Origin of the sequence: Hephaestia sp. MAHUQ-44, assembly GCF_023806085.1 — a bacterium.
Lineage (GTDB): Bacteria > Pseudomonadota > Alphaproteobacteria > Sphingomonadales > Sphingomonadaceae > Sphingomonas.
In genome coordinates this window covers 1-19,123 of sequence record NZ_JAMSLX010000004.1, presented here as the reverse complement: position 1 = coordinate 19,123, position 19,123 = coordinate 1, and the positions used below count along the sequence as shown (strand labels likewise).

General features: G+C 67.5%; 15 protein-coding genes and 1 pseudogene. 8 read left to right on the top strand and 8 right to left on the bottom strand.

Annotated elements, in window-relative coordinates:
- Window positions 1-120 precede the first annotated feature (120 nt).
- The 4 genes from NFE57_RS05510 to NFE57_RS05495 all read right to left on the bottom strand — a co-directional run bounded on the left by NFE57_RS05510 (window position 121) and on the right by NFE57_RS05495 (window position 2,702).
- Window positions 121-342 (bottom strand): hypothetical protein, encoded by a 222-nt coding sequence (locus tag NFE57_RS05510; RefSeq protein ID WP_252134577.1) that lies wholly within the window; start codon window positions 340-342, stop codon window positions 121-123.
- Window positions 342-749, bottom strand: a complete 408-nt coding sequence (gene rnk, locus NFE57_RS05505; protein ID WP_252134576.1) for a nucleoside diphosphate kinase regulator — start codon at window positions 747-749, stop codon at window positions 342-344. Before rnk ends, NFE57_RS05510 begins: the two co-directional genes overlap by 1 nt.
- Window positions 750-1,009: 260 nt before the next feature.
- Complete coding sequence (gene tldD, locus NFE57_RS05500) at window positions 1,010-2,437, bottom strand: metalloprotease TldD (RefSeq protein WP_252134575.1); 1,428 nt, start codon at window positions 2,435-2,437, stop codon at window positions 1,010-1,012.
- A 19-nt stretch (window positions 2,438-2,456) separates the two neighbouring features.
- A complete protein-coding gene (locus NFE57_RS05495; protein ID WP_252134574.1) occupies window positions 2,457-2,702 on the bottom strand; it encodes a zinc-finger domain-containing protein in 246 nt (81 codons plus the stop codon).
- Window positions 2,703-2,793: 91 nt separating this feature from the next.
- On the opposite strand from NFE57_RS05495, the gene NFE57_RS05490 reads away from it, so the two are divergent.
- From NFE57_RS05490 to NFE57_RS05465, 6 genes are all read left to right on the top strand, one after another.
- Window positions 2,794-3,717, top strand: a complete 924-nt coding sequence (locus NFE57_RS05490) for an ABC transporter ATP-binding protein (RefSeq protein WP_252134573.1) — start codon at window positions 2,794-2,796, stop codon at window positions 3,715-3,717.
- A gap of 100 nt (window positions 3,718-3,817) precedes the next feature.
- Window positions 3,818-5,278 carry a helicase HerA domain-containing protein gene (locus NFE57_RS05485; RefSeq protein WP_252134572.1) on the top strand — a complete coding sequence of 487 codons (1,461 nt, stop codon included), beginning with the start codon at window positions 3,818-3,820 and terminating at the stop codon, window positions 5,276-5,278.
- A gap of 285 nt (window positions 5,279-5,563) precedes the next feature.
- Entirely contained in the window at window positions 5,564-7,165 is a 1,602-nt protein-coding gene (gene nadB, locus NFE57_RS05480; RefSeq protein WP_252134571.1) for an L-aspartate oxidase, read from the top strand.
- 163 nt (window positions 7,166-7,328) lie between these two features.
- On the top strand, window positions 7,329-8,471 hold the full coding sequence (gene bla / locus NFE57_RS05475; RefSeq protein WP_252134570.1) for a class A beta-lactamase: 1,143 nt from the start codon (window positions 7,329-7,331) through the stop codon (window positions 8,469-8,471).
- A 39-nt stretch (window positions 8,472-8,510) separates the two neighbouring features.
- Window positions 8,511-11,273 carry a DNA polymerase I gene (gene polA, locus NFE57_RS05470; RefSeq protein WP_252134569.1) on the top strand — a complete coding sequence of 921 codons (2,763 nt, stop codon included), beginning with the start codon at window positions 8,511-8,513 and terminating at the stop codon, window positions 11,271-11,273.
- Complete coding sequence (locus NFE57_RS05465; RefSeq protein WP_252134568.1) at window positions 11,270-12,784, top strand: lipopolysaccharide biosynthesis protein; 1,515 nt, start codon at window positions 11,270-11,272, stop codon at window positions 12,782-12,784. Before polA ends, NFE57_RS05465 begins: the two co-directional genes overlap by 4 nt.
- A gap of 78 nt (window positions 12,785-12,862) precedes the next feature.
- Here NFE57_RS05465 and purH read toward each other — a convergent pair whose 3' ends face one another.
- The 4 genes from purH to NFE57_RS05445 all read right to left on the bottom strand — a co-directional run bounded on the left by purH (window position 12,863) and on the right by NFE57_RS05445 (window position 18,252).
- A complete protein-coding gene (gene purH, locus NFE57_RS05460; RefSeq protein ID WP_252134567.1) occupies window positions 12,863-14,428 on the bottom strand; it encodes a bifunctional phosphoribosylaminoimidazolecarboxamide formyltransferase/IMP cyclohydrolase in 1,566 nt (521 codons plus the stop codon).
- Between the two features lie 106 nt (window positions 14,429-14,534).
- Window positions 14,535-16,271, bottom strand: a complete 1,737-nt coding sequence (locus NFE57_RS05455; RefSeq protein ID WP_252134566.1) for a heparinase II/III family protein — start codon at window positions 16,269-16,271, stop codon at window positions 14,535-14,537.
- Window positions 16,268-16,927 (bottom strand): ribulose-phosphate 3-epimerase, encoded by a 660-nt coding sequence (rpe, locus tag NFE57_RS05450; RefSeq protein WP_252134565.1) that lies wholly within the window; start codon window positions 16,925-16,927, stop codon window positions 16,268-16,270. The genes NFE57_RS05455 and rpe overlap by 4 nt, the downstream gene beginning before the upstream one ends.
- 44 nt (window positions 16,928-16,971) lie before the next feature.
- Entirely contained in the window at window positions 16,972-18,252 is a 1,281-nt protein-coding gene (locus NFE57_RS05445) for an RsmB/NOP family class I SAM-dependent RNA methyltransferase (RefSeq protein ID WP_252134564.1), read from the bottom strand.
- Between the two features lie 216 nt (window positions 18,253-18,468).
- Between NFE57_RS05445 and NFE57_RS05440 the strand changes: the two genes are divergently transcribed.
- Window positions 18,469-18,630 carry a DUF1674 domain-containing protein gene (locus tag NFE57_RS05440; protein WP_252134563.1) on the top strand — a complete coding sequence of 54 codons (162 nt, stop codon included), beginning with the start codon at window positions 18,469-18,471 and terminating at the stop codon, window positions 18,628-18,630.
- A 323-nt stretch (window positions 18,631-18,953) separates the two neighbouring features.
- Window positions 18,954-19,123 (top strand): annotated as a pseudogene (locus tag NFE57_RS16860) (IS481 family transposase); the annotation flags it as partial.

Sequence of the window (19,123 nt, the reverse complement as noted above, 5' to 3'; positions counted from 1 at the left end):
CTTTCCACGCTCCAGAAGGACGGTGCTACGACAAGCTCAGCACGAACGGACTTTGGGCGGCGATGCCGATTTACGGTACGATGCCTTGGAGCTTTTCCCCTGAAGGGGGAATAATCCCCGTCAATCGAGCCGACGGATCAGCTCACCGCTGGCGACGATCTCGAACGTCCGCGCGTCGATATAGCGCACCGCCTCGCCGGTCGTGAGCGCAAGCCGCCGCGCGCCCGGCCGGTAGCGCACGCCCGCCGGGCCCGTCTCGATCGCGACATGGCGATAGTCGACGACGGTCACATAGGTGCCGTCGTCGCTGGCGCAGCGATAATGCGCCAGCGCTTCTTCCATTACTCGGCCGGCGCGGGGCGGACCTGCTCGATCTTGAGGCGGCGTTCGTGGCCGTCGCGATCGGGCCAGGTGATCGTCTGGCCTTCGGAAAGCCCGATCAGCCCCGCGCCCACCGGGGTCAGGATCGACACCCGTCCATTCGCGATATCCGCATGTTCGGGATAGACGAGCTGGACCTCGCGGCGGCTGCCGCTGCCCTCGTCGACAAAGGTCACGCGGCAATTCATCGCCACGGTGTTCGCGGGCAGCGTGTCGGCGGTGTGGATCTCGGCGCGATCGATTTCGTCGAGCAGCATCTCCGAGACCGCGGGCTGGCTGTGCTCGATCCGAAGCGCGAGGCCGGCGAGTCGATCGGCTTCCTCGTCGATAAGGTGCAGCGGTGGCCTTGAGTTCGCATTCGTCGTCATGACTATGATCCCGGAAGATGAAGATTTGGACGCGTCCAACACGCACGATTACGGCGATCGGACCCAGACTTCGTGATGGAATTGAAGAAGTCCGGGTCAGGCGCGCGCGGCGAGCTGCCCGGAATGGTGGCGATAGCGTACAAAGGCGATCGGCGCGGTCATCGTGGCATGATGCGGCGGCCGGATCGCTCTGTCAAACCCCGAAAACATCGGTGCCGCCAACCCGCGGCGCGCCGCCGGCCGCGGCGCCTTCCCGCGCCTCAGACCGCGCGCCCGCCCACCGTCAGCCCGTCGACGAGCAGGGTCGGCTGGCCGACCCCGGCGGGCACGCCCTGCCCGCCCTTGCCGCAGGTGCCGACGCCTTCGTCGAGCGCGAAATCATTGCCGATCCCGGTCACGCGGGTGAGCACCGTCGGCCCGTCGCCGATCAGTGTCGCGCCCTTGATCGGCGCCCCGAGCCTGCCGTTCTCGATCTTGTACGCCTCGGTGCACGAGAAGACGAACTTGCCCGAGACGATATCGACCTGCCCGCCGCCGAATGTCTTGGCGTAGATGCCGTTCCTGACCCGGCCCATCAGCTCGGCCGGATCGTCACTGCCGGCGGGCATGAAGGTGTTGGTCATCCGCGGCATCGGCGCGTGCTCGAACGATTCACGCCGGCCGTTGCCGGTGGGCGCCACCCCCATCAGCCGCGCGTTGAGCCGATCGTGCATATAGCCTTTGAGGATGCCGTCCTCGATCAGCACATTGCGCTGCGTCGGCGTGCCCTCGTCGTCGATCGTCAGGCTGCCGCGCCGGTCGCGCAGCGTACCGTCGTCGATCACGCTCACCCCCGGCGCCGCGACGCGCTCGCCGATCCGGCCCGAAAAGGCGCTGGTGCCCTTGCGGTTGAAATCGCCCTCGAGCCCGTGCCCCACCGCCTCGTGGAGCAGCACGCCGGGCCAGCCCGGGCCGAGCAGCACCGTCATCTCGCCCGCGGGCGCATCGACCGAGTCGAGGTTGACCAGCGCCTGGGCCAGCGCTTCGTCGATCGCGCGGTTCCACACGCCTTCGCCCATCAGCGAATCGTACAGATAGCGCCCGCCGATCCCGAAGCTGCCGGTTTCGCGCCGCCCATCGGCCTCGACCGTGATCGCCACGTTGAGCCGTACCAGCGGCCGGATATCGGTGGCGACGAAACCGTCGGCGCGCACGATCTCGACCACGCTCCACGAGCCCGACAACCCCACCGAGACCTGCGCGACACGGGGGTCGCGCGCGCGCGCCGCGGCATCGACGGTCAGGCACAGATCGACCTTGTCGGCGAACGGCACGAGGTCGATCGGATCGGCATCGGTATAGAGATGCCGGTTGGTCCGCTGCGGCGCGCTGCCCCGCGTCTGCGCCGAGGGATCGATCAGCGCCATCGTCTCGCCCGCGCGCAGGATCGCGGCGCTCGACAGCTCATTGGCATGCGCGAAAGCGGTCGTCTCGCCCGCCACCGCGCGCAGGCCGAAACCCGAATGCGTGTCGTAGCTCGCGGTCTTGAGCCGTCCGTCGTCGAACCCGAACGCCTCGGACTTGCGATATTGGAGATACAGTTCGCCATCATCGGCACGCGCGAGCGCCTGCGCGGTGAGGCGAATCGCGGCGTCGGGGTCGAGCCCCTGGCCGTAAAGAAAGCTGCGTGGATCGGCGGACATCGTCATGCGCGCCGATATAGGGCTTTTAGCTTCCGTCGCCAGACGGGCTCGCGCCGGCCGCGATATCGGGCAATTGCGCATGATCGGCACCGTCCGCCGGGCCGCCGACAAGCACGAAACGCCGGTCGCAATAGCCGCAATCGACATAGCCATGCTCGTCGATTTCAAGGAACACGCGCGGATGGCCGAGCGCGCCGGGAATACCGTCACCGCTGCCGTCGCAAGCGATGCGGCGATGCGTGACTCGGATCAGTTCGGGCGGCGGGATCATGACAATGGCCGATAGCAAGCGGCAATCCGGGGGGCAATCGTCAAACGATGAGGCTTGGCGATGGCCCGCGCGCGCCGTAGAGGCGGCGGCCATGACCGAAGCCGCGATCACCATCAACAGCCTCGCCAAGACCTACCAAGGCGGCAAGCGCGCCCTCGACAACGTCTCGTTCGAGGTGCCGCGCGGCTCGATCTTCGGGCTGCTCGGCCCCAACGGCGCGGGCAAGTCGACGCTGATCAACATCCTCGCCGGGCTGGTCAACAAAACCAGCGGCACCGCCGCGATCTGGGGCTTCGACATCGATGCGCACCCGCGCAACGCCAAGGTCTCGATCGGGATCGTCAATCAGGAAATCCTGTTCGACCCCTTCTTCACGCCCTTCGAAACGCTCGAAATCCAGGCCGGGCTCTACGGCGTGCCCAAGGCGAAGCGGCGCTCGATGGAATTGCTGCGCGCGGTTCATCTCGACGACAAGGCCCATGCCTATGCGCGCACGCTCTCGGGCGGGATGAAGCGCCGGCTGATGGTCGCCAAGGCAATGGTCCACGCGCCTCCGGTGCTGGTCCTCGACGAGCCCACCGCGGGCGTCGACATCGAATTGCGCCAGCAATTGTGGAGCTATGTCCGCGCGCTCAACCGGGCCGGGGTCACGGTGGTGCTGACGACGCATTATCTCGAAGAAGCGCAGGAACTCTGCGATCGGATCGCGATCATCAACCACGGCGTGCTGATCGCCAACGAGCCGACCCACACGCTGATCGGCATGACCAAGGAAAAGCTCGTCGAGATCACGGTCGATCGCGACATCGCCGCCGTGCCCGTCAATACCGGTTTCGAGCGGATCGAACGCAAGGGCGACCGGATGTTCGCGATCACCTATGCCAAGGACAAGGCCAATGCCGGCGACGTGCTCGCGGCGGTCCGGGCGCAAGGTTATGGCATCGTCGACGTCTCGACGCGCGAAGCCGATCTCGAGGACGTGTTCCTCAGCCTGACGCGCGCGGCGAACGGGTAAAGTTCAGGCCCCGTCCCGGCCCGCTCCCCGCCCCATTTTCCCGCCGTCGGCGCATTGCACCTTGCTTCGCGGCGTCGGCTTGCGCCATGCGGGCCGGGCAATGACGTTTCGCGTAGACATGGGTTTGGACGATACCGGCCGCACGGTCGCTATCGATCTCGAGGAATTACTCGCGACGCGCCTCCTCGTGCAGGGCAATTCGGGCTCGGGGAAATCGCATCTGCTGCGCCGCCTGCTCGAAAAGAGCGCGGGCGAGGTCCAGCAGATCGTGATCGATCCCGAGGGCGATTTCGTCACCCTCGCCGATCATTACGATCATGTCGCGATCGAGGCGGTCGATTATTCGGCCACCGAGATCACGCGCTTCGCCGGCCGCTGCCGCGAGCATCGCACCTCGGTGGTACTCAGCCTCGAAGGGCTGGAGATCGACAGCCAGATGCGCTGCGCCGCCGCCTTCCTCGCCGGGCTGTTCGATGCCCCGCGCGACCATTGGTATCCCGCGCTGGTCATCGTCGACGAAGCGCAATTGTTCGCGCCGTCGGGCGCCGCCGAGGTCAGCGAGGATGCGCGGCGCGGCTCGCTGGCGGCGATGGCGAACCTGATGTCGCGCGGGCGCAAGCGCGGCCTCGCCGGGGTCATCGCGACCCAGCGGCTCGCCAAATTGTCGAAGAACGTCGCCGCCGAAGCGTCGAACTTCCTGATGGGGCGCACCTTTCTCGATATCGATATGGCGCGCGCCGCCGATCTGCTCGGCATGGAGCGCCGTCAGGCCGAGGCGATCCGCGATCTGCAGCGCGGCAGCTTTCTCGGGCTCGGCCCCGCGATCGCGCGCCGCTCGATCACGGTCCGGATCGGCGCGGTCGAAACCGCGGCGCGCAGTTCGAGCCCGTCGCTGACGCCGCTGCCGCAGGCCCCCGCCGACGACATGCGCGAATTCCTGCTCGCCGATCTCGAAGACCCCGCGCCCGTCGCGCTGGCGTTGCCCCTGCCGCCGCCACCGCCGCCGAGCGCCAACCAGTTGCTCGCCGAACTGGCGCGTCCCGCGCCGCCACCCGAGGCCGCAGCCGATGACGAAGAACCGCAGGATCACGAACCCGTCGTCGTCACCGTGCTGCGCGCGATCGTCGCCGAGGCCGAGGCCGCGACACGCCCCATCGCCGCGCTGTTCCAGGATTTTCAGGTCCGCTGCCGGATGATGGGCATCCGCCGCCCGCCGCTCGATCTGCCGGGCTTCGCACGGCGGCTCGCGGCCGCGCGCGCAGGCATTTTCGAGTCGCTCGACGACGATTGGGCCCCGGCGCTGGCGGTCGCACGCGACCTTCCCGACGACATGCTCGGCGTGTTCCTGCTGATCGCGCGCACCGCCCGCGACGGTGCCCCCTGCCCGAGCGACGAGGTGATCGCCGAAACCTATGGCACCAGTTCGCTGGGCCGCGCGCGCCGCGTGCTCGCTTATATGGAAAGCCGCGACGTCATCGTCCCGCGCGAGGATTTGTCGGGCCGCCGCTCGATCGCCATTCCCCAGCTCGGCTGGACGACGCAACCAAGCGAGCTTGCGTAACGCCGCCCCGTCACCCCGGACTGGTTCCGGGGTCCAAGACCCCACAAACACCGCGGTCTATGACGCCGCGCCACGGGGCTGCCGGAATCAATCGGGCATGACGAGACCGCGGGCTGTCCTACACGGGGCAATGTGTGGCAGGGACGATGCAATGGGCACGCTGCGTCTCCGATTCCATGCTCCGGTTCACCGCACGGGCCTTGATCGGGCGACGAGGCACCCCTTCCACACCGTCAACTTTGTCAACTTAGCCCGCGCCCGCGCGGCCCGACCGGAGGTCCAGGAATGAACGCTAGCCCGCACAAAAGCGACGTTCTGATCATCGGTTCGGGGGCAGCGGGGCTGACCGCGGCGCTCAACCTCGCCGAACGCTTCAAGGTGACCGTGCTCGCCAAGGGCGCGCTCAACGAAGGCTCGACCGCCTGGGCGCAAGGCGGGATCGCTGCGGTGCTCGAACCCGGCGACACGTTCGAAAGCCATATCGAGGATACGATGATCGCGGGCGCCGGGCTCAACGACCGCGCGATCGTTGAATTCGTGGTCGAGGGCGCGCCCCGCGCGATCCAGCGGCTGGTCGAGCTGGGGGTGCCGTTCAACACCGAGGGCGAGACGCTGCACCTGACGCGCGAGGGCGGGCACAGCCACCGCCGCATCGTCCATGTCAACGACGCCACCGGCTGGGCGGTGCAGGAAGCGCTCCAGCGCGCGGCCGAAGCGCATCCCAACATCACCCTGGTGCCCGATCGGGTCGCGATCGATCTCGCCACCAGCCGCCACGAGGAACGCTATTCGGGCGCGGGCAATGTGTGGGGCGTCTATGCCGTCAACCGCGCCACCGGCCATGTCGAAACCTTCACCGCCAACGCGACGATCCTCGCCACCGGCGGCGCGGGGCGGACCTATCTGTTCTCCACCGCACCGCGCGGCGCGACCGGCGACGGGATTGCGATGGCGTGGCGCGCGGGCTGCCGCATCTCGAACATGGAGATGATGCAGTTCCACCCGACCTGCCTCTACAATCTCGACGTCAAGAATTTCCTGATTACCGAGGCGGTACGCGGCGAAGGCGGGCAATTGAAGCTGCCCCCCGGCGTGCCCGGCGGCGGCCACCGCTTCATGCCCGATTTCGATTCGCGCGCCGAACTCGCCCCGCGCGACATCGTGGCGCGCGCGATCGACCATGAGATCAAGCGGCTCGGGCTCGATTACGTCCATCTCGACATCAGCCACCGCGGGCCTGATTTCGTGAAGGCGCATTTCCCGACGATCCACGAAAAGCTGCTCGGGCTGGGGATCGACATGACGACCGATCCGATCCCCGTGGTGCCCGCGCAGCATTATACGTGCGGCGGGGTGGTGATCGATCGCCACGGCCGCACCGATCTGCCCGGCCTCTACGCGGCGGGCGAGGTGACGCAATCAGGATTGCACGGCGCCAACCGCCTCGCCTCCAATTCGCTGCTCGAATGCTTCGTGTTCGGCGAGGCGGCGGCCCAGCACATCGCCGCGCATTGGGACGATCTGCCCCCCCCGCCCGCGATCCGGCCGTGGGACGAAAGCCGCGTCGCCGATTCGGACGAGGAAGTCGTCATCAAGCAGAACTGGACCGAGATCCGACGCTTCATGTGGAATTACGTCGGCATCGTGCGCACCACCAAGCGGCTCGAACGCGCGGCGCACCGGATCAAGATGCTCAACGACGAGATCGCCGATTATTACGGCCATTTCCGCGTCACGCCCGATCTGATCGAGCTGCGCAACCTGCTCCAGACCGCCGATCTGATCGTCCGCTCGGCGCTCTATCGCCGCGAGAGCCGGGGGCTGCATTACACGCTCGACTACCCTGAAACGCTGCCGAAGGCGGTCGATACGGTGCTCGTTCCGTAGCGGCGGCGGCGGCGCCAACCGCCCGATATGCACGGCTCGCCGCGTATATCGGCGCGTTCATCGCAGGCTTAGACGGAAACTGTATCGTCCCATGGCCAATATCAGCATGAATCATCCGTAAAGGGTGGCGGGGCGCAATGACGCAATGGTCCAGAGCGTAACGATGACGAAGCCGGCGGTGCTTGCCGCTGCGCTGCTGGTGCTGCTGGCGGGCTGCCGGTCGGACGATCGCACCAGCGCGACCATCGCCAGCGTCGGCCATGTCGCCCAACCGAATTACACCGTCAAAATCCCGGTGCCGCCCGCCCCGGTCCGGATCGCCGCGCCGCAACCCCTGGTCGCCGCGATCGAGGCGATCGGCACCCAGTTCGACGGCAAGGTCGGGATCGCCGTCCAGAGCATCAACCAGGGCTGGACGGTCTCGAGCAACGGCGAGGTCAAACTGCCCCAGCAAAGCGTCAGCAAGCTGTGGGTCGCGATCACGATGCTCGACCTGCGCGATCAGGGCAGGCTCACGCTCGACGATCCGGTCACCGTCACCAAGGCCGATCTCACCTTGTTCCATCAGCCGATCGCCGGGCTGGTCGGCGACAACGGCTACCGCACCACGGTCCGCGATCTCCAGTATCGCGCGATCACCTCAAGCGACAACACCGCCAACGATCGCCTGCTGAGCTATGTCGGCGGCCCCGAGGCGGTGCGCGCGATGATCGCGCGCAAGCAATTGGGGGCGATCCGCTTCGGCCCCGGCGAACGGCTGCTGCAAAGCCACACCGCGGGGCTGACCTGGCAGCAGCGCTACTCGCTCGCCGGCGCGTTCCAGCAGGCGCGCGCCGCGCTGTCGCCGGCGACGCGCGCGGCGGCGTTCGACGCCTATGTCGCCGATCCGATCGACGGCGCCTCGGCCAACGCGATCGTCGATGCGCTCGCGCGGCTGGTGAAGGGCGAATTGCTCTCGCCGTCGTCGACGCAGTGGCTGATCAAGACGATGTCGGAGACGCGCACCGGCGCCGCCCGGCTGCGCGCGAGCCTGCCCGGCGGCTGGTCGATCGCCCACAAGACCGGCACCGGCCAGGATTTCGGCCGCCGCACCGCGGGCTTCAACGATGTCGGCGTGCTCACCGCGCCCGATGGCCGCCGCTACACCGTCGCGGTGATGATCGGCGATACCAGCCGTCCGGTGCGCGAGCGCCAGCAGCTCATCCAGTCGGTTGCCAGGGCCGTGATCGCCACCGATACCGAGCGCGCCGGCATGGTTGTGGCGCAACAGCCCGCGCCGATGTCGTCATCGCGCGGCGCAAACTAGTTTCGCCGCACGCTCGCCTGCGATAGAGCCGGGCGGGACATGACCAATCACCTCTATCTGGTCGATGGCTCGGGCTATATCTTCCGCGCCTATCACCGCTTGCCCCCGCTCACCAACATCCGCGGCGAACCTGTCGGCGCGGTCTATGGCTATACGACGATGCTGTGGAAGCTCGTCGACGAGCTTCACCGCGCCGACGGCCCCACCCATATGGCGGTGATCCTCGACAAATCGAGCCACACCTTCCGCAACGAGATGTACGACAAGTACAAGGCGCAGCGCCCGCCGCCGCCGGAGGATCTCGTCCCCCAATTCCCGATGATCCGCGACGCCACCCGCGCCTTCTCGCTGCCGTGCATCGAGGAAGAGGGATGGGAAGCCGACGATCTGATCGCGAGCTATGCCAAGGCTGCGCTCGCCCAGGGCTGGCAGGTGACGATCGTGTCGTCGGACAAGGATCTGATGCAGTTGATCGAGCCCGGGCTCGATCTCTACGACACGATGAACAACCGCCGGCTCGGCGCGGATTATGTCCAGGAGAAGTTCGGCGTGCCCCCCGCCAAGCTCGGCGAGGTGCTCGCGCTGATGGGCGACAGCGTCGACAACGTGCCCGGCGTCCCCGGCATCGGCCCCAAGCGCGCGTCGGATCTGATCAATCAATTCGGCGATGTCGAAGCGGTGCTCGCCGCGACCCCCGACATGAAGCCCTCCAAGATGCGCGACAATCTGATCGAGCACGCCGAGATGGCACGGCTGTCGCGCAGGCTGGTCGAACTCGCGCGCGACGTGCCGCTCGCTCTCCCGCTCGACGAATTGACACTTCAGGGCATTCCCGAGGCGCCGTTGAAGGCGTTCCTCGACCATCACGGTTTCCGCTCGCTGCTCGCACGGCTGGGCGCGGCGGCCGACGCGCCGGTCGCGGCGCCCGCCGCCGATGTCGTGCCGCCCGACGAACCTCCCTGCGATCACGATGCCTATGAAACCGTGATCACCGCCGAGGCGCTCGACCGCTGGATCGCCGAGGCCCGGCATCTGGGCGTGGTCGCGATCGATACCGAGACGACGGGCAAGGATGCGACGCAGGCCGAACTGGTCGGCATCAGCCTCGCGCTCGCGCCCAATCGCGCGTGCTACGTTCCTGTCGGCCATGGCGGCAGCGACATGTTCGCCGAAAGGCCGGCCCAGCTCGATCGCGCGCTGGTGCTGGCCAGGCTCAAGCCGCTGCTCGAGGACGCAAGCGTGCTCAAGGTCGGGCACAACCTCAAATATGACGCGACCATTCTCGGTCGCCTCGGCATCGCCATCACGCCGTTCGACGATACGATTCTGATGAGCTTCGATCTCGACGCCGGGCTCCACGGCCACGGCATGGACGAACTGGCCGCAACGCATCTCTCGCACAGCTGCATCGCGTACAAGGACGTCGCCGGCACCGGCAAGAAGCAGATCGGTTTCCAGGAAGTCGATCTCAAGACCGCGACGCATTACGCCGCCGAGGATGCCGACGTCACCTTCCGGCTGTGGCGGCGCTTCAAGGCGCGGCTGCCCGCCGAGGGCGCGACGCGCGTCTATGAGATGGTCGATCGCCCGCTGGTGCCGGTGATCGCGGCGATGGAAAGCGCGGGCGTCAAGGTCGACGCCGAGGCGCTGAACAAGCTGTCGACGCAGTTCGCGCACCAGATCGCCGCGCTCGAAATCGAAATCCACGCCCTCGCCGATGGACCGTTCACGATCGGCAGCCCCAAGCAATTGGGCGATGTGCTGTTCGATCGGCTGGGCTTGAAGGGGGGGCGCAAGGGCAAATCGGGGGTCTATTCGACCGACGTCAACGAGATGGAACGCCTCGCCGCCGACAAGGACCAGCCGCAGGGCGCCGCGATCGCGAAGAAGGTGCTCGACTGGCGCCAGCTCAGCAAGCTCAAGAGCACCTATACCGATGCGCTGCAGGCGCAGATCAACCCGGCAACGGGGCGTGTCCACACCAGCTATTCGCTCACCGGTGCGCAGACCGGGCGGCTGAGTTCGACAGACCCCAACCTCCAGAACATCCCGATCCGCACCGAAATCGGCCGCCAGATCCGTGATGCCTTCGTGGCGGAGCCGGGCAATGTCATCCTCGCCGCCGATTATTCGCAGATCGAGCTGCGGCTTGCCGCGCACATGGCCGACGTGCCCGCGCTGCGCGAGGCGTTCGCACGCGGCGACGACATTCATGCGATGACCGCAACCGAATTGTTCGGCGCGGTGACGCGCGATACGCGCGCGCAGGCCAAGACGATCAACTTCGCGATCCTCTACGGCATCTCGCGCTGGGGGCTTGCCGGGCGGCTCGACGTGACGCCGGATGAGGCGCAGGCGATGATCGATCGCTATTTCGAGCGCTTTCCCGGCATCAACCGCTATATCGCCGAGACGCTGACCCATGTCCGCGAACAGGGCTTCACAGAAACGCTGTTCGGCCGCAAGACGCATTTCCCGCGGATCAAATCCAAGGTCCAGCACGAACGCCAGGGCGCCGAGCGTGCCGCGATCAACGCGCCGATCCAGGGCACCTGCGCCGACATCATCAAGCGCGCGATGGTGCGGATGCCGGGCGCGCTCGCTGACGCCGGGCTGCCCGGCGTGCGGATGCTGCTCCAGGTTCATGACGAACTGGTGTTCGAAGCGCCCGAAGCCGAGGCCGACAAGGCACGCAGCGTAATCGAAGCGGTGATGGCAGGCGCGGCCGAACCGGCGGTGACGCTATCGGTACCGCTCGGGGTCGAGATCGGCGTGGGCAACAGTTGGGGCGCAGCGCATTGACCGAGCCCGAAGGCAAGGCGGACATCGCCGCGCTGGCCAAGGGCGGACGCACCAATGTCGGCGGGTTCGTCCTGCGGCTGATCGCGCGACTGCCATTCCTGTTCATCGCCGGACGGCTCTACGGACCGGATCTGGTCGGGCGGTTCGCGCTCGCCGTGGTCGTGGTCGAACTGGCCGCCTTGCTCGCCACGCTGGGGTTGAAACGTGGGCTGGCGCAGGCACTTGCGAACACCGATCGCCCGCACGTCCATGTCGTGTGGGATGCAATGGCGCTGGCGTTCGTGATGTCGCTGCTCGCGAGCGCGGTGCTGATCGCGTTTCCACAGGTCATGTACCCCGATAGCGTGATCCAGGGGCTCGATCGGTTCCTGCCGTGCATCATCTTCGCGATCGCCTGGTCCGATGTCAGCCTCGCCGCGCTCGCCTATCGGCTCAACATCAAGGCGACGGTGACGGCGCGCGCGGTGGTCGAGCCGTGGACGATCAGCATCGCCGCCTGGGTACTGTCGTACATCGCGTTCGACGACGGGCTGGTGCTTTCCTATGTCGCCTCGATGGCGGCGGCGATGATCGCGTCGATCATCCCGTTCGTGCGCAGCTACGGCCTGCCGTATGGCTGGTCGCCGCGGCTTTCGGAGCTGTTCACGCTCGCGCGGCGCAACATGCCGCTGGCGGGCGCCGATACGATCGAATGGGCGACACGCAACGTCGATCGCTTCATCCTCGGGCTGCTGTTCGAGCCCAAGATCGTCGGCATCTATTATATGGCGCAGCAGGTGTCCTCGCTGCCGCAGAAGCTCAAGACGAGTTTCGAGCCGGTGCTGGGCCCGGTGATCTCGCGCAGTCTTGCGGAGCATGATCTCAAAGCGGTCGCCAACCAGGTGCGGCAGGTCGGGTTCTGGACGATCACCGCGCAGGCCGCGATCGCGTTGATGCTGGCGATTCCCGGCGAAGCGGTGATGGGCATGGTCGGCCCTGAATTCGTCGCCGGCACCGCCGCGCTCGGCTTCCTGCTCACCGCCGAGGTGCTCGCCTCGACCGGCACGGTGTGCGAATCGGCGCTGGTCTATGTCGCGCGGATGCGCAACCTGATGATCTCGATGGCGATGCTCGGGGTGCAGATCGCGCTCAGCTTCGTGCTCGTTTTCGCGATGCGCGACCAGCAATGGCCGATCAATTACCAGGCCGCCGGCCCGGCGGTGGCGCTGATGATCTCGGTCACGATCACCTCGCTGATCAAGGCGCTGGTGCTCAAGGGCGTGCTCAAGGCACCGGTATCGGGCTATCGCTGGCCGCTGGTCTGGGCGACGCTGGCCGCGATCGTGGTCGGCACGATCTTCACCTCGCTGCCCAAGCGCCTTGAATGGGCCGAGCTTATCGTCGGGATTCCGGCGATCGCAGCCACCTTTCTGTTCATCATCTGGCGCTGGGCATTCGGGCCCGAGGATCGCACCTTGTTCAGCAAGGCACCGCCCCCGGACAATGACGCGTTGACGGTCGGAACGCGTTGAGGGTTTTTATCCGGTAAGCCGTGGGTGCACCGCACCGACCGCGCCCCCGTGCGGAAGCGGGCCGGTGCGGCGACTGCATCAGTGTCGGAAGTGCCGCATACCGGTGAAGACCATCGCCAGCCCGGCGGCATCGGCGGCGGCGATCACCTCGTCGTCGCGGATCGAGCCGCCCGGCTGGATGACCGCCGTGGCCCCCGCCTCAACCGCGGCGAGCAACCCATCGGCGAACGGAAAGAACGCATCCGACGCGACCGCCGAACCGATCGTGCGCGGTTCGGCCCAGCCCGCCTTGTCGGCAGCGTCGCGCGCCTTCCACGCGGCGATGCGCGCCGATTCGAGGCGGTTCATCTGTCCCGCGCCGATCCCGGCGGTGCTGCCCCCCTTGGCATAGACGATCGCGTTCGACTTGACGTGCTTGGCGACCGTCCAGGCAAAGCGGCAATCGGCGAGTTCCTGCGCGGTCGGCGCGCGCCTGGTGACGATCTTGAGATCGCTGTCGGCGACGCGGCCATTGTCGCGCGACTGGACGAGCATCCCGCCCGCGATCGTCTTCATCAACAGCCCGCCGCGCGCCGGATCGGGCAATTCGCCGGTGAGCAACAGCCGCAGATTCTTCTTGGCGGCGAAGATCGCGCGCGCTTCCGCATCGGCGTCGGGCGCGATCACGACTTCGGTGAAGATCCCGGAGATCGCGCGCGCCGTGGCACCATCGAGCGGACGATTGAGCGCGATGATGCCGCCGAATGCCGAGACCGAATCGCACGCGAGTGCCGCGTTATACGCGTCGATCAGGGTGTCCGCGCTGGCGACGCCGCACGGATTGGCGTGCTTGACGATGACCACGCTCGGCGCGGCATCGCGGAATTCGGCGACCAGTTCGAGCGCGGCATCGGCGTCACCCAAATTGTTATAGCTGAGCGCCTTGCCCTGCACCTGCTCGGCCTGCGCGATCCCGCGCGTATCGCCGGTGAGATACAGCGCGGCGTGCTGGTGCGGATTCTCGCCGTAGCGCAATTCCTGCCCCTTGGTGAGCGGCACCGACAGCGACGCCGGGAACGCCTCGCCCTGATCGACCTCGGCGAACCAGCGCGCGATCGCGGCGTCATAGGCAGCGGTGGCGGCATAGGCCTTGGCGGCGAGCCGCTTGCGATCGTCGAACGTGGTCGAACCACTCGCGACCAGCGCGTAATCGGCGGGATCGGTGACGATCGCGACATAAGCGTGGTTCTTCGCCGCCGAGCGCACCATCGACGGGCCGCCGATATCGATATTCTCGATCACCTCGTCGCGCCCGGCGCCCTTGGCGACGGTCTCGCGGAACGGATAGAGATTGACCACCACCAGATCGATCGCGCCGATCGCATGGTCGCGCATCGCCGCGGCGTGCTCGGGATCGTCGCGCACTGCGAGCAACCCGCCATGCACCTTGGGGTGGAGCGTCTTGACGCGGCCGTCCATCATCTCGGGAAAACCGGTAAGATCGGAAATGTCGCGCACCGTGAGCCCGGCGTCGCGCAGCGCCTTCGCGGTGCCGCCGGTGGAGACCAGTTCGACGCCCTTGCCCGCCAGCGCCTTGCCGAGATCGACGATCCCCGTCTTGTCCGAAACCGAAAGCAGCGCGCGGGTGATCGAGATGGCGGTCATAATATCTTTCCGTTCGCCCTGAGCGGGTCGCGGGGCGGGGTGAGCGAGCAAGCGGGCTGCGACAAGCTCAGCCCGAACGACAGGGAGTTCGCACTCCCCATAATCCTCAGGCCGCGCGCTTCAAGGCCCAGCTGACATTGGCGCCCCCCGGGGCGGCTTCGCCCGAGACGACGAGTTGCTGCGTCGCGACCGGGCGGCCATCGCCATCGATCCACACGCTCGGCTCGATCGCCAGCGTGCCGCCCTTGCAGCGGAATTGCCACGCGGTGCCGCCGGGCAGCCGCAACAGCGCCGCGAGACCGTCGGCGGTCTGCGTCACTTCGACCGTCGCGCCAAGGTGAAAGCGGATCGCGAACGGCGTCTGCGGGCGCTTGGGCACGCGCCGGCCGGCGGGTAGCAACATGTCCTCGCCGCGCAGTTCACGCCCGTCGCCGGTCAGGATCAACTGGCGGCGGTGGACGAAGCCGTGGCGCTTGGCATAGCCGTCGTGGCTCGCCTCGATCCGGCTCGCCTGCTCGCTTTCCTGCCGCGTCAACTCGACCTCGGCGACGCCCTTGCCGAGCGTGCCGTCGGCCAGCACAGCCGTCGAATTCGAATCGGCGAGCACCAATGTCGAATGCGCGGCGGTGGTGCGCAGCCCTTCGGCGAGATCGGGCGGCAGGTGCGCGACCGCGGCACGCGCGCCGCCGCAATTGACGATCAGCCGGTGGGGCCCGTCCGACATCTCGAACGCAAGCGTCGACGCGCAGCCCCCGTCGATGGCGCGCGCGACCGGCGGGGGCGCGGCATCGATAATCACGACCGCTTTCGCGGCCGCGAGCCGCTGATACCCCCATTCGCGCGCCTGCCGCATCGGGCGCGTCCGGATCCCGGTGCCCTCGACCAGACGATCGAGCTCGTCCGCGGTCAGCGGCCCGCCGCCCTGCCAGCTCGACAGCGCGTGATCGCCATGCATAATCCCGAGCAAGGCCGGCACCATCCGCGCGAGCGCCGCATCGATCGGCGCGGGCACGATCATCCGCCGCGCCTCATAGGTGCGCGCCAGCATCGCGAGGATGCGGATCAACGCGATCTGATCGCGCGGCGACCGCGACACGATACCGCCATCGTCGAACACCGAGAGCGCCAGCGCCTTGGCGATCCCCGCCTCGCCCACCGCGCGCCGCGCTTCGCCACCCGGGATCAGCAACCCGGCGGTCAGAATACCCGCCCAGGTCGCGATCCGGCGCACGCCCACGGGCTGCTTGTCGGCGACGCGATCGATGTGGCGTGCGCCGCGGGCGAGCGCGTTGAGCACACGCGACCGATAGATGAGGTCGGTGCTCGACAGGATCAGCGGTGCGTGCGCGGCCCAGAATTGCAGCCGCCGCCCGCACACATCGGGGCGCCACGCGGGGTCCGCGATGGTATCCGCATGCGCATGGAGCCAGCGCCGCATGAGATTCTCGGCGATCGGCGCGGCCTGCGCGCGCGGCGCCACCGACGACAGATCGCGCAGCCACGCGAAGCGGTGCACATAATCGAGGAAATCGGCCGAGATATCGGGCCGGGCGAGATCGAGCGTGTCGATCGCGCGCTCCTCGCCGCGGAAACGCAATCTGCCGTTGAGCAACGCATTGCCGCGCGCGACATCGCCGAAAAAGGGATCGTCGGGCACCGCGATCAGCTTGAGCGGATAGCGCCCGCGCAGCCGGAGCGTGTGGATCGGCGTGCGCCAGGTCAGGCGATGGAAGCGATCCTGCAACCGTTCGGCGAGCGACAGGCCCTTCTCGCCCCCCAGCCTGATCAGCCGCTTGCCTTCCTCGATACCGTCGGCGGCGGGATCGTCCTCGCCCGAGTTCACCCGCCTCTCAGCGCCCGGATATTGTCGGCATACGCAGCGGGGCCGCCCTTGAAGGTGGCGGTGCCCGCGACGAGGACATTTGCTCCGGCCGAGATGGCGCGCGGCGCGGTCTCGCGATCGATGCCGCCGTCGACTTCGAGATCGATCAGCTTGCCGGTCTTGTCGATCATCTTGCGGATCGCCTCGATCTTGCGGAGCTGGCTGTCGATGAAGCGCTGCCCGCCGAAACCGGGATTGACGCTCATCACCAGCACCAGATCGACCTCCTCGATCAGATAATCGAGCATCTTGGCGGGGGTCGCCGGATTGAGCACGACGCCGGCGCGCTTGCCGAGCCGCTTGATCTCCTGGATCGTGCGGTGCGTGTGCGGCCCCGCTTCGGGATGGACGGTGATGATATCCGCGCCCGCCTCGGCAAAGGCCTCAAGATACGGATCGACCGGCGAGATCATCAGATGGACGTCGAACGGCTTGGTGGTGTGCGTGCGCAGCGCCTTCACCACCGCCGGGCCGATCGTGATGTTGGGCACGAAATGCCCGTCCATCACATCGACATGGATCCAATCGGCGCCGGCGGCGTCGATCGCGCGGATTTCCTCCCCGAGTTTCGCAAAATCGGCGGAGAGGATCGATGGAGCAATACGAATGTCGGCCATGCGACGCCATGTAGCACGCGCCCGACGGCTCGCAAGCCGCCCCGTCAGCCGACCCGCATCATCCGTGCGATGAAGAAGCCGTCGCATCCCCCTTCCTCGGCCAGCATCCCCGGCAAGGTACGCAGCCAGCCGCGCGGATGCGCCGTGATCGTCTCGGGCAATTCGTCGGGCAGGACGGGATCGATCGCGAAATCGGGATGAGCGGCCAGAAAGCGCTCGATCTGCGCCTCGCCCTCGGCGGGCTCGAGCGAACAGGTGGCGTAGACGAGCAGCCCGCCGGGGCGGACCATCGTCGCGGCGCGATCGACCAGCCGCGCCTGAAGCGCCGCCATGTCGCCGACAAAACTGGGCCGGACGCGGTGGAGCACGTCGGGGTGGCGGCGGAAGATGCCGGTCGCGCTGCACGGCGCATCGAGCAAGACGGCGTCGGCGGGCGCCGGCGGCAGCCAATCGAGCGCGTCGGCGACCACCACCTCGGCGGTGAGCTGCGTGCGCGCAAGATTGTCACGAAGTCGCGCGAGACGACTTTCCGAAATATCGACCGCGACCGTCGACCAGCCCGCCGCGGCGAGTTGCATCGTCTTGCCGCCGGGCGCGGCGCACAGATCGATCGCGCGGCCGGTGCCGCGGCCGATCAGCCGCGCGGGTAGCGATGCGGCGATGTCCTGCACCCACCAGCGGCCCTCGTCGAACCCCGGCAATTCGGTGATCGGGCCGCTATCGGCCAGCCGCAGATGACCGGGCAACAGGCTGGTGCCGGGGATGGCCGCGAGCAGCGGATCGGCCTCATCCTTGAAAACGAGATCGAGCGGCGGCGGCGCGGCGATCGCGCGCGCAGCGGCGGCGAGCATCGCCTCGCCCCAGGCATGGCGCCAGCGCAACGCCACGGCATCGGCGAGCATGGGCACATCGGGCAGGCGGGCCTCGGCGCGCATCAGCGTCCCGAAAACGCCGTGGACGAGCTTGCGCGGGCCGCCATCGACCAGCGGGAGCACGGTCGAGATCGCGGCGTGCGGCGGGGTGCCGAGCACCAGCGCCTGCGCCAGCCCGATCCGCAGCGCCATCCGCGCCTTGGCGTCGTCGGGCAGCGCGCGCTGCGTCGCCGAATCGATCAGCGCATCGAGATCAGGCAGCCGGCGCAGCACTTCGGCGGCGATGGCGTGCGCGAGCGCGCGATCGTCGGGCCGGTCGAGCCCGCGCGTCGCCGGGCCAAGCGCGGCTTCGAGCGCCTCGCCGCGACGCAAAACACCATCGAGCACGCGCAGCGCCGCGCGCCGGGCAGGAACACCGGGGGCATCATCGGTACGGCGGGGGGAATGCGCCATTTCAGCGCGCGCCTAAGTTGACAAAGTTGACGCGGTGGAGGGGTATCGCATGCGTCGTCACCGCCGCCGCCACGCGCGGCATTGCGCGGCAAAGACCGGGCCGGGTAAGAATGAGGTTCATTCCTGCCCTCTGCCACAATTCGGTAGCTGTAGGACAGGCCCGAGCTGCATCGAATCGGGCAAGCCGGGCACCGTCAACGAATCGAGGAAGCCGCCATGGGCAAGCGCCCGCCGCACGTGAAGCCACCCGCCTATCTCTCGAAGAGCCCCCCGGTACCCCAACCCGATCCGGTCAAGCCGGCCGAACAGGACCCGCTGGGCAAAAATCCGGTGCGGTACGGCGACTGGGCGCTCAAGGGCATCGCGGTCGATTTCTGACCCGACGCGCCTAGGGTAAAGAGCGTTAAACCTGCCTGGTTCGCGCCGAGCGTGTCGACGCACCGTCCCTTTTTGCAGCGCCCCAAGAAAGAGCAGCCCTTCGACAAGCTCAGGACGAACGGGCCGTGCGCGGCGACGCGCTGTAAACCGGCACCTAAGTGTTTGATCCCACGGTTTGATGGTACGATGCTTTCGTTGGCATGGGCGGAAGCCTTATAGGACAGGTATGTCACGGGAGCGCCACGACCACGCACGCCGTCCGAGCAGCAATACAGCGATCGCAAGCGTCGCTCGCGGCGTTGAGCCGAGCGCTGGGGAGCAACTTTCACGTGGATATCGCGAAGGTCCGGATCGCTGAAGGCAGGGTTTACCTGTTCGTCGGCATCGACCGCACAAGCAAGTTCGCGGTCACGCAATTGGTCGACAAAGCCGACAGGCAGACGGCCTGGGCGTTTCTGGAGCACCTCCTCGAAGCCGTGCCCTACCGGGCCTT